At 59.7% G+C, this 14,256-nt stretch carries 9 protein-coding genes; 1 reads left to right on the forward strand and 8 read right to left on the reverse strand.

Features of this window, described 5'->3' with window-relative positions:
- Window positions 1–12 precede the first annotated feature (12 nt).
- The 8 genes from carB to hrcA form a co-directional block, all read right to left on the reverse strand.
- Entirely contained in the window at window positions 13–3,231 is a 3,219-nt protein-coding gene (carB, locus tag D4A39_RS05805; RefSeq protein ID WP_022985324.1) for a carbamoyl-phosphate synthase large subunit, read from the reverse strand.
- Between the two features lie 72 nt (window positions 3,232–3,303).
- Complete coding sequence (gene carA, locus D4A39_RS05810) at window positions 3,304–4,428, reverse strand: glutamine-hydrolyzing carbamoyl-phosphate synthase small subunit (RefSeq protein WP_022985325.1); 1,125 nt, start codon at window positions 4,426–4,428, stop codon at window positions 3,304–3,306.
- A gap of 302 nt (window positions 4,429–4,730) precedes the next feature.
- Entirely contained in the window at window positions 4,731–5,558 is an 828-nt protein-coding gene (gene dapB / locus D4A39_RS05815) for a 4-hydroxy-tetrahydrodipicolinate reductase (protein WP_031226430.1), read from the reverse strand.
- Between the two features lie 73 nt (window positions 5,559–5,631).
- The gene (locus D4A39_RS05820) at window positions 5,632–6,789 is read right to left on the reverse strand and encodes a hypothetical protein (protein ID WP_233552428.1); all 1,158 of its coding nucleotides are present in this window, start codon (window positions 6,787–6,789) and stop codon (window positions 5,632–5,634) included.
- Between the two features lie 242 nt (window positions 6,790–7,031).
- Window positions 7,032–8,162, reverse strand: coding sequence for a molecular chaperone DnaJ (gene dnaJ, locus D4A39_RS05825; RefSeq protein WP_119917689.1), 1,131 nt, complete (start codon window positions 8,160–8,162; stop codon window positions 7,032–7,034).
- An 86-nt stretch (window positions 8,163–8,248) separates the two neighbouring features.
- The gene (dnaK, locus tag D4A39_RS05830) at window positions 8,249–10,174 is read right to left on the reverse strand and encodes a molecular chaperone DnaK (protein WP_022985329.1); all 1,926 of its coding nucleotides are present in this window, start codon (window positions 10,172–10,174) and stop codon (window positions 8,249–8,251) included.
- 137 nt (window positions 10,175–10,311) lie between these two features.
- Window positions 10,312–10,887 carry a nucleotide exchange factor GrpE gene (gene grpE / locus D4A39_RS05835; protein ID WP_119917690.1) on the reverse strand — a complete coding sequence of 192 codons (576 nt, stop codon included), beginning with the start codon at window positions 10,885–10,887 and terminating at the stop codon, window positions 10,312–10,314.
- Window positions 10,888–11,255: 368 nt separating this feature from the next.
- On the reverse strand, window positions 11,256–12,305 hold the full coding sequence (gene hrcA / locus D4A39_RS05840; RefSeq protein ID WP_022985331.1) for a heat-inducible transcriptional repressor HrcA: 1,050 nt from the start codon (window positions 12,303–12,305) through the stop codon (window positions 11,256–11,258).
- Between the two features lie 139 nt (window positions 12,306–12,444).
- Here hrcA and recN point away from each other — a divergent pair, with 139 nt between their 5' ends.
- On the forward strand, window positions 12,445–14,112 hold the full coding sequence (gene recN / locus D4A39_RS05845) for a DNA repair protein RecN (RefSeq protein ID WP_119917691.1): 1,668 nt from the start codon (window positions 12,445–12,447) through the stop codon (window positions 14,110–14,112).
- Window positions 14,113–14,256 lie beyond the last annotated feature (144 nt).

Consider the following 14,256-nt stretch of genomic DNA (forward strand, 5'->3'; position numbering starts at 1 on the left):
TCCATGGGACGATTACTGCATTTCTGCGTGCAAATCCTGCAGACGACGCACGGTGGGCTCGCCGCTGATACCCAGCGCCTGACACACGGCGTGGGCCGCAGTGATGGTGGTGGTGTAGAACACCTTGTGCTGCAAAGCGGAGCGACGAATCGCAAAGGAATCGCGAATCGCCTGCTTGCCTTCAGTGGTGTTTACAATCAGGGCGATCTGGTCGTTCTTGATCATATCCACAATGTGCGGACGCCCTTCCAGTACCTTGTTCACTTCTTTTACTGCCAGCCCGGCATCAGCAATGACTTTGGCGGTGCCACGGGTTGCCACCAGATCGAAGCCGCGCTCGATCAGCATGCGCGCCACATCCACCGCGGCGGGCTTGTCCACCTCACGCACAGAAATAAAGGCAGTGCCTTTTTCCGGCATTTTCTCACCCGCACCCAGAGAGGCCTTGCCAAAGGCTTCGGCAAAGGTTGCTCCTACGCCCATTACCTCACCGGTAGACTTCATTTCCGGGCCAAGGATCGGATCCACTTTCGGGAACTTGGCAAACGGGAACACGGCTTCTTTCACAAAGTAGTGTTGCGGTTTGACCTCTTCGGTAAACCCTTGTTCCTTGAGGCTGACACCTGCCATACAGCGGGCGGCCACCTTGGCCAGGGAAGCACCAATACACTTGGACACGTACGGCACTGTTCGCGACGCACGGGGGTTCACTTCCAGAACATACACCTCGCCACCTTTGACGGCGAACTGCACGTTCATCAGACCGACCACACCCAACTCCAGCGCCATGTCGCGGGACTGCTGACGCATCACGTTCTGCACGTCTTCATCCAGGGAGTACGGCGGCAGGGAACAGGCGGAGTCACCGGAGTGAACACCAGCCTGCTCGATATGCTGCATGATGCCGCCGATCACCACATCGGTGCCGTCGCAGATGGCATCCACATCCACTTCGATCGCGTCATCCAGGAAGCGGTCCAGCAGTACCGGCGAATCGTTGGACACCGACACGGCATTTAGCATGTAGTTACGCAGCTCGGCTTCGTTGTACACGATCTCCATGGCGCGACCACCCAGTACATAGGAGGGACGCACCACCAGCGGGTAACCAATTTCTTCTGCCAGGCGCACGCCATCTTCCAGAGAACGGGCGGTACGGTTCGGCGGCTGCTTCAGGCCAAGCTTGTTGACCATCTGCTGGAAGCGCTCGCGGTCTTCCGCTTCATCGATGGCATCCGGCGGGGTACCGATGATCGGCACGCCAGCAGCCTGCAGGGCACGGGCCAGTTTCAGCGGAGTTTGACCGCCATACTGCACAATCACGCCCTTGGGTTTTTCTTTCGCCACGATGGCCAGCACGTCTTCGAGAGTAATCGGCTCGAAGAACAGACGATCGGAGGTATCGTAGTCAGTGGACACGGTCTCCGGGTTACAGTTGACCATGATGGTCTCGTAACCGTCTTCGCGCATGGCGAACGCCGCGTGCACACAGCAGTAATCGAATTCGATACCCTGGCCGATACGGTTCGGGCCACCGCCGATAACCATGATCTTGTCACGGTCAGACGGATTCGCTTCGCACTCCTCGTCGTAGCTGGAGTACATGTAAGCGGTATCCGTCGCAAACTCGGCCGCACAGGTATCAACACGCTTGTAGATCGGCAGCACATCCAGCTCTTCCCGCTTGCCGCGCACGTCCGATTCCTTGACGCCCAGCAGCTGGGCCAGACGCGCATCCGAGAAGCCCTTGCGCTTGAAGCCGTAGAGGTTATCGCGATTCAGTCCCGAGAACGTCAGCGCCACCGCTTGCTGTTCTGCCTTGATCAGATCGTCGATCTGCACCAGGAACCAGCGATCGATCTTGGTGATGTTGAACACGTCTTCCACGGTCATACCAACCCGGAAGGCATCGCCCACGACCCAGATCCGTTCCGGACCCGGCGTGGCCAGCATCTGTGCCACCTGTTCACGGGCATCCGGCGCCGCCGGATCTACCTTGGGATCAAAGCCGACCGAATCCGTTTCCAGGCCACGCAGGGCTTTCTGGCAGGATTCCTGGAAGTTACGGCCAATCGCCATCACTTCGCCCACAGACTTCATCTGGGTAGTCAGCACCGCATCCGCTTCGGCAAATTTTTCAAAGTTGAAGCGAGGGATCTTGGTAACAACGTAATCGATGGACGGCTCGAAAGAGGCCGGGGTCTTGCCACCGGTGATCTCGTTCTGCAGCTCGTCCAGGGTGTAGCCCACCGCCAGCTTGGCCGCCACCTTGGCAATCGGGAAACCGGTCGCCTTGGAGGCCAGCGCGGAAGAACGGCTCACCCGTGGGTTCATTTCGATCACCACCATGCGGCCGTTGTCCGGGTTTACCCCGAACTGCACGTTGGAGCCGCCGGTTTCCACACCGATCTCACGCAGTACCGCCAACGAGGCGTCCCGCATGATCTGGTATTCCTTGTCGGTGAGCGTCTGGGCCGGCGCCACAGTGATGGAGTCACCGGTGTGCACACCCATGGGATCGAAGTTCTCGATGGAACAAACGATGATGCAGTTGTCCTTTTTGTCGCGGACCACTTCCATCTCGTACTCTTTCCAGCCGAGCAGGGATTCGTCGATCAGCAGCTCATTGGTCGGAGAAAGATCCAGACCACGCTGACAGATTTCTTCAAACTCTTCGCGGTTGTAAGCCACCCCACCGCCGGAGCCACCCATGGTGAAGCTGGGGCGGATGATGCAGGGGAAACCCAGCTCTTCCAGCGCCGCATTGGCCTCTTCCATGTTATGAGCAATGGCAGAACGCGGACACTCCAGGCCGATGGCTTTCATGGCCTTGTCAAAACGGGAGCGGTCTTCCGCCTTGTCGATGGCATCTTCGGTGGCGCCAATCATCTCGACACCGAACTTTTCCAGCACACCGTTGTGGTCCAGATCCAGCGCACAGTTCAGTGCCGTCTGACCGCCCATGGTGGGCAGCAGCGCGTCCGGACGCTCTTTCTCGATGATCTTGGCGACCGTTTCCCAGGTGATCGGCTCGATGTAGGTGGCATCGGCCATGGCCGGGTCGGTCATGATGGTGGCCGGGTTGGAGTTCACCAGGATCACCCGGAACCCCTCTTCACGCAGGGCTTTACAAGCCTGCGCGCCGGAGTAGTCAAACTCACAGGCCTGGCCGATCACGATCGGGCCAGCGCCAATGATGAGAATACTTTTGATGTCGGTTCTTTTCGGCATAGTTCACTAACCGTCAGACGTATGTTGCGGTTGTCTTAGCGTCGGACGTCAGACGTCGGACGTCAGACGCTTTTACTTGGCTTCCATCAACTCGATGAAGTGATCAAACAGCGGCGCACAGTCATGCGGCCCCGGGCTCGCTTCCGGATGCCCCTGGAAGCTGAACGCCGGCACGTCAGTGCGATGAATCCCCTGCAGAGTGCCATCGAACAGCGATACATGGGTCACCTTCAGGTTGTCCGGCAGGTTGTCCATGTCCACCGCAAAACCGTGGTTCTGGCTGGTGATCATTACGGTATCGTCATCCAGGGTTTTAACCGGATGGTTGGCGCCATGGTGGCCGGTGCCCATCTTGATTGTCTTTGCCCCGCTGGCCAGCGCCAGCAGCTGGTGGCCCAGGCAGATACCAAACACCGGTTTGCCAGTGGCAACGATGTCCTTGATCGCCGCGATGGCGTAGTCACAGGGCTCCGGATCACCCGGGCCGTTGGACAGGAAGATGCCATCGGGATTCATGGCCAGCACGTCGGCAGCCGGGGTCTGCGCCGGCACCACGGTGAGTTTGCAGCCACGCTCCGCCAGCATCCGCAGAATGTTGCGTTTGACGCCGTAATCGTAGGCCACCACGTGGAAGCGAGCGTCTTTCTGCTCGGTGTGTCCGTTTTCCAGATCCCAGGTGGACTCTGTCCAGCTGTAGGATTCCTTGACGGTCACTTCCTTGGCCAGATCCATGCCTTTCAGGCCGGGGAAACCCTTGGCCGCGTCGAGGGCTTTGGCCTCATCCAGGTTATCGCCGGCGATAATGCAGCCGTTCTGGGCGCCCTTGTCGCGCAGAATGCGGGTCAGGCGGCGGGTATCGATATCGGCGATAGCAACAATGTTGTTTTCACGCAGGTAGTCCGGCAGGGACTTTTCGCTACGCCAGTTGCTGACCGTCATGGCCAGATCGCGAATCACCAGGCCGGCGGCCCAGATTTGGCTGGACTCTTCGTCCTCGGCGGTCACACCGGTGTTGCCGATGTGGGGATAGGTCAGGGTCACAATCTGTTTGGCGTAGGAGGGATCCGTCAGGATCTCCTGGTAGCCGGTCATCGCGGTGTTAAACACCACTTCACCCACGGTTTCACCCGTGGCACCGATAGCAACACCCCGAAAGATGCTTCCGTCTTCGAGAGCGAGAATGGCGGGAACCGTCAACGCAACCTCCAGGCTGGCAGAAATAAAGGGAGATATGCGGCAGGGCACCGTGACCGGATACAGCTTTCCGGTCGCAAAAAAGCGAGATGGATTGCTCCACCTCGCTTTTTCGTGAAATTCTTCATTCGTGTGCCCCGCACGCCCATCACGGGCTGCGCGCTATTTTAGGGCTTTGGAGAACAAATGTCACCCTCAAAGCCGCCAGCACACGACGAGCTGCAGGAAAGGCCTCCGTGGGAGCTTGCCTGCAAGCGATAATTGCCTGCAGGCAAGCTCCCACGATCGATTTTGGCTCGACCCTCTTAGCCCTTGCCCCAGCCCACCGAATCACCGGCAAGACCCAATACGTCCTGCATATCGAACAGCCCCTTGTCCTGACCGCCCAACCAGGCCGCGGCCCGCACCGCACCACGGCCAAAGGCCATGCGGCTGGAAGCTTTGTGGGTAATCTCTACCCGTTCGCCATCGGCAGCGAACAGTACCGTATGATCCCCAACGATATCGCCGGCACGAATGGTCTCGAAACCGATGGTCTGGCGGTCACGCTCGCCGGTGCGACCTTCGCGGCCGTAGACCGCCACCTCCTTGAGGTTACGCCCCAGGGTCTGGGCCACCACTTCGCCCATGCGCAGGGCGGTACCGGAAGGGGCATCGATCTTGTGACGGTGGTGAGCCTCGATCACTTCGATATCCACCTCGTCCTGCAACACCGCAGCCGCCGTTTCCAGCAGCTTGAAGCACAGGTTCACACCAATGGAGTAGTTGGGAGCGTAGCAAATGGCGATCTCTTCGCTGGCCGCACGCAGGCCCGCGATCTGCTCGTCATCCAGGCCCGTGGTACCGATAACCAGCTTGGTACCCGCCGCACGACACACCTCAATATTCTTTACGGTGGCTTCCGGCACGGTGAAATCGATGAACACATCCGCATCGTTAACCACTGCCGCCAGGTCATCCGCCAACGCCACACCCGCATTACCCTGCCCCACCAGCTCTCCGGCATCGGCGCCAATCAGGCTGGACCCGGGCACATCCACCGCTGCCGCCAGAGTGGTATCCGGGTTGGCAAGAGTTGCCTCGATAAGAATACGGCCCATGCGGCCGGCAGCGCCGATAATGCCTACTTTCATGCTGAATTCCTTGAACATCGCACCGGGCAGCAACTGCTCAACCACACAGCCCCGCCAATATTGTGAAAGGCGGCTAGTCTACCAGAAAGGGGGGCTGATTCACTGCGTAGAGGTTGCGATCCTCCTTCTCCATGAACTTGCGGCGCTTGCGGTCAAAGCGCTTGAAACTCATGCCGCTGGCCTGCCAGGCCTGGATTTCCTTCAGGCGCTTGCGAGCATAGGCCCGATCCAGCCATTCCATGGAAAAACGGGCAGGCAACTGCGCCGCCAGCATCAATTGCGCCAGTGCCTGCTGCGCCTGATCGCCCTGGTAGGTGTAAAGCAGACTATTGGCATACTCATAGCGCACAATGGCCAGATCCGGCACCTGCTCCACCGATACTTCGAACGGGCGGATCGCATCCTGACTGTCGGCCGCCAGGGTCAGCCGCCCTGCCGCCTTGCCCACCCGTCGCAGCACATTGGCTTCGAAGGCAGCGCTCAGCGACAGCGCCAACGGGTGCTGCGGTTCTACTGCCAGCATCTCTGTGGCCGCATTGATAACCATGGCTGCATAGTTGCGCTGCAGGGTGGCCGGCACCGATTCATCCTCGGCCAACCGCGCGACCGCGTAGCCAAAGCCGAGGCGCATCATGCAGTAATCCGACTGCATGCCCTTATCCCCCGGCAGCACGGGCGCATTGCGGCCGAACCACTCCATCTCGTTAATCACTTCCTGAAGCAATTGCTGCTTCTGGGTGTGGGTCGGCGCCAGATAGGTGGCGTAGACGATTTGCGCCACCACCGCAGGCACCCGGGCATAGCCCCCATAGCGCCGCCCAAGATCCCGGGCGTGACGCAGATCACCGCGAAAAAAGGCCTGCCAGACCTCCAGCACATTGCGACTGTGCTGCTGCCAGTCAGCATCCTGATAGCGCAGATCACGATACAGGGCCGGGAAACGCTGATAGCGGGACTGAAGGTACTCTGCAGACGGATAGGGCAACTGCAACCCACGCATGAAGGTCGCCCAGTGTTCGCGAATCTCGTCGTAGGTATAGGTGTAAGGCGCCTGGTCGAAGGGTACTGACACCCAGATCCCATTAATGACAGCATCCTCCAGCGGCAAGGGGGCTCGCTGGGAAAAGGTTTCCTCCACCCGCTGGTAAGCCTGATCCACAGGCGCCGCCGAAAGAGAAACCGGAAACATCAGGATCGCCCCCAGCATCCATGCCAGTCGCCACGCACCCATAACTGCCTCGATATTTGTTGTTGTTTTTTATGCAGAATATAGCAGCGAACAGAAGCGGGACAATGAACCCGGTCAATTTTCATACTATCGGCTGAGCCCGTACCGGAACGCCTCCAGACAGTGGATCGTCCCTGCGGGAGTGATCGTCAGACCACCAAACGGGCCGCCTCCCCGATTCGTCGGCACAAAAAAGCGGAGCCGGCTGCCCGGCTCCGCTTTACCCGATTCACTGAGCACCACACTTACTTGGTGTCGAAGAACCGTTTCACGCCTTCAAACCAGCTGCTCTTTCGCGGATTATGACGATCGCCACCGTTTTCCAGCGAATCCTGGAACTGACGCAGCAGGTCTTTCTGCTCACTGGACAGCTTCACCGGCGTTTCGATCACCACCTTGCAAAGCAGATCCCCGGGGGCGCCCCCCCGCACAGAGGTCACACCCTTGCCGCGCAGACGGAACATTTTTCCGCTCTGGGTTTCGGCCGGCACTTTCAGCTTTACCTTGCCGTTCAGGGTCGGCACATCCAGCTCACCACCGAGAGTGGCATCCACAAAGCTGACGGGTACCTCGCAATAGATATTGGTGCCATCGCGCTGGAAGATGTCGTGTTCGCGTACCGCTACCTGAACGTAAAGGTCACCGGACGGCGCACCGTGCATCCCCGCCTCGCCCTCGCCAGCCAGACGAATGCGATCACCGGTATCGACACCGGCCGGAATCTTCACAGACAGGGTCTTGGTGTTTTGCACCCGGCCCTGGCCACCACAACTGCCGCAAGGGTCCTTGATGATCTGACCTTCGCCCTTACAGGTCGGGCAAGCTTGCTGCACGGTGAAAAAGCCCTGCTGCATGCGCACCTGACCGGCACCACCACAGGTGGTACAGGTCACCGGCTGCGAGCCTTCCTTTGCCCCGGAGCCATGACAGACGCCGCAGCTATCCCAGGTGGGCACACGAATCTTTTCTTCGCAGCCTCGCACCGCCTGTTCCAGCGTCAACTCCAGGGTATAACGCAGATCGGCACCACGGGCCGGGCCACGACGGCCACCGCCGCCGCCACCACCAAAAATATCACCGAAGATATCGCCAAAAATATCGCCAAAGCCGCCAGCACCGCCGCCACCGAAACCGCCAGCGCCGCCCTGACCATTCACACCGGCATGGCCGAATTGGTCGTAAGCCGCACGTTTCTGCTCATCGGCGAGGACTTCGTAGGCTTCCTTGGCTTCCTTGAATTTGGCCAATGCCTCTTCATCATCCGGATTACGGTCCGGATGGTATTTCATCGCCAGTCGGCGATAAGCTTTTTTCAGATCCTGCTGGCTGACATCCTTGGACACCCCCAGCACTTCGTAATAATCGCGTTTGGACATATACAGGTCCGTATTCTGGGCTCAAACCACGACGCCGGGCAGGGCCCGGCGTCGTTCGTCTGACGTCAACGTCCGACGCCTTTCGCTTACTTCTTCTTGTCGTCGTCGACTTCTTCGAACTCCGCGTCGACAACGTCATCACCCGCTTTTTGCTGACCCGCGTCGGCATCAGCGGCGCCTTCGGCTTGCTGAGCCTGCTCGGCATACAGCTTCTGGGCCAGCGGCGCAGACACTTCAGACAGCGCCTTGATCTTGGCTTCGATGTCGTCCTTGTCGCTGCCCTTGGCGGCTTCTTCCAGTTCGTCACAGGCCTTGGTAATGGACTCTTTCTCTTCGTCCGTGGCCTTGTCGCCTGCTTCGTCGAGGGTCTTGCGAGTCGCGTGCACCAGATGGTCGGCCTGGTTGCGAGTCTGCACCAGCTCTTCGAACTTCTTGTCTTCGTCCGCGTGCGCTTCGGCATCCGCGACCATTTGATCGATCTCTTCATCGGACAGACCGGAAGAGGCCTTGATCTGAATGGACTGCTCTTTGCCAGTGGCCTTGTCTTTCGCGCTTACGTGCAGGATACCGTTGGCATCGATATCGAAGGTCACTTCGATCTGCGGCATGCCACGAGGCGCCGGCGGAATGTCTTCCAGGTTGAACTGACCCAGAGACTTGTTCTGCCCGGCCTGCTTACGCTCACCCTGCAGCACATGCACGGTTACCGCCGTCTGGTTGTCGTCCGCGGTGGAGAACACCTGCGACGCATTGGTCGGGATGGTGGTGTTCTTCTCGATCAGCGGAGTCATCACGCCACCCATGGTTTCGATACCCAGGGTCAGCGGCGTCACGTCCAGCAGCAGTACGTCAGTTACATCGCCGCTCAGTACCGCACCCTGAATGGCCGCACCCATGGCAACCGCTTCATCCGGGTTCACGTCCTTGCGCGGCTCTTTGCCGAAGAACTCGGCCACTTTCTTCTGCACCATCGGCATACGGGTCTGACCACCCACCAGGATCACATCGGTGATCTCGGCACCGCTCACACCGGCGTCTTTCAACGCGGTCTTGCACGGCTCCAGGGAACGGGTCACCAGATCGCCCACCAGTGACTCGAGCTTGGCGCGGGTCAACTTCACCACCAGGTGCTTGGGACCGGTGGCATCGGCAGTGATATACGGCAGGTTCACTTCCGTCTGCTCACTGGAAGACAGCTCGATCTTGGCTTTCTCGGCGGCTTCTTTCAGGCGCTGCATGGCCAGCGGATCGCCACCCAGATCGATACCGGAATCTTCCTTGAACTGGGCCGCCAGATAGTTGATCACGGCCAGGTCAAAGTCCTCACCACCCAGGAAGGTGTCACCATTGGTGGCCAGCACTTCAAACTGGTGCTCGCCATCCACTTCGGCAATCTCGATGATGGAAATATCGAAGGTACCACCACCCAGGTCGTATACCGCGATGGTGCGGTCGCCGCCCTTCTTGTCCATGCCGTAGGCCAGGGCCGCAGCAGTGGGTTCGTTGATGATACGCTTCACATCCAGACCGGCGATGCGACCTGCATCCTTGGTGGCCTGACGCTGGGAATCGTTGAAGTAAGCCGGCACGGTGATAACGGCCTCGGTGACGGTCTCACCCAGGTAATCTTCCGCGGTCTTCTTCATCTTTTTCAGCACCTGCGCAGAGATCTGCGGCGGCGCCATCTTTTCGCCCTTCACTTCTACCCAGGCGTCACCGTTGTCGGCCTTGGCAATCTTGTAAGGGACCATCTTGATGTCTTTCTGAACCACATCGTCTTCAAAACGACGACCGATCAGACGCTTCACCGCGTACAGGGTGTTTTCCGGGTTGGTCACGGCCTGACGCTTGGCTGCCTGACCGACCAGGGTTTCCTTGTCGTCGGTGTACGCGATGATGGAAGGCGTCGTACGGGCGCCTTCGCTGTTCTCGATAACCTTGGCCTTGTCGCCTTCCAGTACCGCCACACAGCTGTTGGTCGTACCCAGGTCAATACCGATAATCTTGCCCATGTGTCTCTTTCTCCTTCACACCACCCGAATCCCTTTCGGCGATTCGGTCAGTTGAACTTGTTAACTCGTCTGGCTCCTATATGGCGGTATTTCATACCGTTTCAAGGGGCCTTCACGCATTTATCGCCACCCCTGTGTCAGGGCGCCTTGCTGACCACCACCCGCGCCGGGCGAATCAGACGGCCATTGAGCTGATAGCCTTTCTCCAGCACCTCAATCACCGTGTTCGGGTCCACATTGGGTACCGGCACCATGGTCATGGCTTCATGCAATTCCGGATTGAACGGCTCATCGCTGGGGCTGATCTGCTCCAGGTTGTACTTGCCGAACACATCCAGCAGGGACTTGAGGGTCAGCTCGATGCCTTCACGGGCCGGCTTCAGGGCCTCGTCTTGCGCATCCAGCGCCGCCAGCCCACGCTCCAGGTTGTCTGCCACACTCAGCAGATCACCCGCGAATTTTTCCAGCGCGAACTTGTGGGCGTGCTGCACATCTCGCTCGGCACGCTTGCGCACGTTCTGCACTTCGGCCTGGGCACGGATATCCGCCTCACCCAGTGCCTTCTTTACCTTCGCCAGTTCGGCTTCCACCTCTGCCAGCGCCTCTTCGGCGGTGGGCTCGGCGGCCTCTGCCTCGGCCTGAGCAGCCTGCTGCTCTTCCACGGTTTCTACCTGCGGCTCGGCGGCCTTCTGGTCTTTTTCCTGCTCACTCATTTGTCACTCCACATCCCTAAACCGGGCTTTTCCAGGAAAGCCGGCAAAGATATGGGAACTGTTGGTGGGGATTCAAGGGAAAGGCAGTGAATAGTTAATAGTGAACAGTTAACAGCGCCGCGAGAGGGGTTGGTGGGTGCCGGGACGGCGCAGGGCGCGTTCAGGCGGCTGTCAGCGCATCCTGTGGGAGCTTGCCTGCAAGCGATGGCCCTCCGCCCCCTGCCCGCGTCAGATCATGCTGTGGGAGCGGTGGTTCCACCGCGATTTTCAGCACCCTGCCGAGGGACCGTGGTCAAACGACCACTCCCACAGAGCCTTCGACTACAGGCAGTTAGCTGTCAACTGTCCACTCTCAACTGTCAACTGAATTACAGCTGGGTGAGGGCCGCCGAGAGGATCTTGGCGGTGATATCCACGGTGGGGATCACTTTTTCGTAGTCCATGCGGGTGGGGCCCACCACGGCGAGGACGCCCACCGGGCCGTTCTCGGCACGGTAAGGGGCAGAAATCAGCGAGTAATCCTCGAAGGGACGAAAACCGGACTCCCGACCAATGAAAATCTGCACCCCGTCGGCCTTCATGGAACGCTCCAGCAAGTGCAGGATGTCGCGCTTGTGGTTGAAGGCATCAAACAGATCCCGCAGCTGGCCCAGATTGTCCGCCTCGGCAGACTGAATCAGGTTGGACTCTCCGGAAACCACATAATCAGAATCAGATTGCTCCGTACGCAGGGCCTTGTCGGCCACCGCCACCGCCGTTTGCATCAGGGCATCCATCTGCTGACGGTCCGCATTCATGGTATTGAGCAGGCCATCGCAGATACTGTTCAAGTCGCAACCGGCATAGGTGTGATTGATGTAGTTGGCGGCCTGCCGCAGCTCCACCTCATCGTAATCCCGGTCGGTATGAATGATACGGTTCTGCACCTCAGAGCGGTTCACCACCAGCACCACCAGCACCCGCTTACCCGACAACGGTAGAAACTCCACCTGCCGCAGGGTGCTCACCTCACGACGTGGCACCGCCACCAGCCCCGCCATACGCGTCAGCTCCGCCAGCGTCTTTGACGCCTGGGCGATCAACTCTTGCGGCGATTGCTCCGGCGCCAGCAGCTGGTTCAACTCGCGCTTCAGATCCCTGTGATCCGGCCGCTCCATCACACTGGTCGCCAGTAGGGAATCCACATACATGCGGTAACCCAATTCGGTCGGAATCCGCCCGGCAGACGTATGCGGGCTGGCCAGAATGCCCAGATCCTCCAGCTCCGCCATGATATTGCGGATGGTGGCCGGGCTGACTTTGAGACCACTGCCGGAAGCCAGCGTCTTGGAACCCACCGGCTGGCCATCGCGAATATGGCGCTCCACCAGCGTCATCAGCAGGCGTTGTTTGCGTTCGTTGAGGTCCAGTTTGGTCATGAGAATATATGTACCAGAAAGTCCCGGTCATTATACAGCCCCACAGGGACTTACACTTCCCCGCTGTTTGCCCTAGTATTGGCCTTACTGACCATAAGGACAGCACCTTCATCAGTGCAGGCAAATGCAGGAGAGCCCGATGCTGACCCACCTGAGTGTTCGCCACTTCGCCACCGTCGATCAGCTAGAGCTGGAGCCAGAGAACGGGCTTACCGTCATCAGCGGCGAAACCGGCGCGGGCAAGTCTGTCATTATCGATGCGCTGGGGCTGACCCTGGGCGATCGGGCCGACTCCAGCGTGGTACGGCACGGGCATGACCGGGCTGAGGTGCTCGCCACCTTTGATGTCAGCGACAATCCGGCCGCCCGGCAATGGCTGTCGGAACGGGAACTGGACGACGACAACCAGTGCCTGTTGCGCCGCACCGTGCGCGCCGATGGCCGCTCCCGGGCCTACGTGAATGGCACGCCGACCCCGCTGGCAGAAGTCCGCGATCTGGGCGAACGCCTGATCAGCATCCACAGCCAGCATGAACACCAGGCCCTGCTCAAGAAAGAGGCCCACCGGCAACTACTGGACAATTTCGCCGATGCCCGCGATCTGGCCGGCACCGTGCGTGAGCAGTGGCGCAGCTGGCAGAAGGCCCGCCGCGCCCACGACGACGCCCTCAACCAGGCCCGCGAGCAAAACGAGCGTGAAGAACTGCTGCGCTTCCAGCTGGAAGAACTGGACGCGCTCGCCCTGCAGGAAGGCGAATTGCAGGAGCTGGAACAGGAACAGCAGCGTCTGGCCAACGCCGAAGGGCTGATTCGTATCTGCCAGCAATCCCTTGGCGCCTTGTACGAAGGCGACGACGGCACCTGCAACGATCACCTCAGCCAGGTAAGCCACTGGCTCGATGATGCGCGCCGGCAAGATGAAGGCCTGGCCAGCATTGCCGACACAGTGGAATCCGCCCGCCTGCAAGTCGAAGCCGCGGCCGATGACCTGCGCCACTACCTGGAAAAACTTGATCTGGATCCGGAGCGCCTTAGCCAGGTAGAAGAGCGCCTGAGCCAGTGCTACACCCTGGCCCGAAAATACCGCATTCGCCCCGAGGAGCTGGTAGAACACCACCAGGGACTGCTGTCGGAATCCGAAGCACTCGGCAATGTGGACGCCCACCTCCATGCCCTGGCAGAAGCGGAAAGCGCAGCAGAAAAGCAGTACATGGACAGCGCCCTGACACTGGGCAAGGCCCGCCGCAAGGCTGGCCAATCACTCACCCAGCAAGTCCAGAAACAACTCACCGCACTGGGCATGAAAGCGGCCGTACTGGAAGCGCGCCTGAGCGAATGCAACCCCGGCGCCGACGGGCTCGAGGACGTCGAATTCCTGTTCTCCGCCAATCCCGGCCAACCCCTGAAACCGCTGGGCAAGGTGGCCTCCGGCGGTGAATTGTCGAGGGTCAGCCTGGCCATCCAGGTGATCTGCGCCCGCAACCTCACCGTGCCCAGCCTGGTCTTCGATGAAGTCGACGTGGGCGTCGGCGGCGGTGTCGCCGAAATTGTCGGGCGCCTGCTGCGCGAGCTGGGCAGCCACGCGCAAGTACTGTGTATTACCCACCAGGCCCAGGTCGCCAGCCAGGGCCATCAGCACTGGCAAGTCAGCAAGATTCAGGGCGACGACACCACACACACCCGCATCCACGGGCTCGATAACGCGGCCAGAGTCGAAGAACTGGCCAGAATGCTGGGGGGCGTGGAAATCACCGAATCCACCCGCACCCATGCGAAAGAAATGCTGAACAAGGCACAGGCGGCCTGAAAGGCAGTTAACAGTGAATAGTTAATAGCTGCGCGGGAAAGGTTGGGCGGACTGACATGCCGTGCCCGCGCTCAAACCACTGTCATCAGCCTCCTGTGGCCGCCTGCTTGCAAGAGAAAGGCAGGATTCGGGAAAACACCTCCC

It is taken from the genome of Alcanivorax profundi (assembly GCF_003597125.1).
In the GTDB taxonomy this organism is placed as follows: Bacteria; Pseudomonadota; Gammaproteobacteria; order Pseudomonadales; family Alcanivoracaceae; genus Alcanivorax; species Alcanivorax profundi.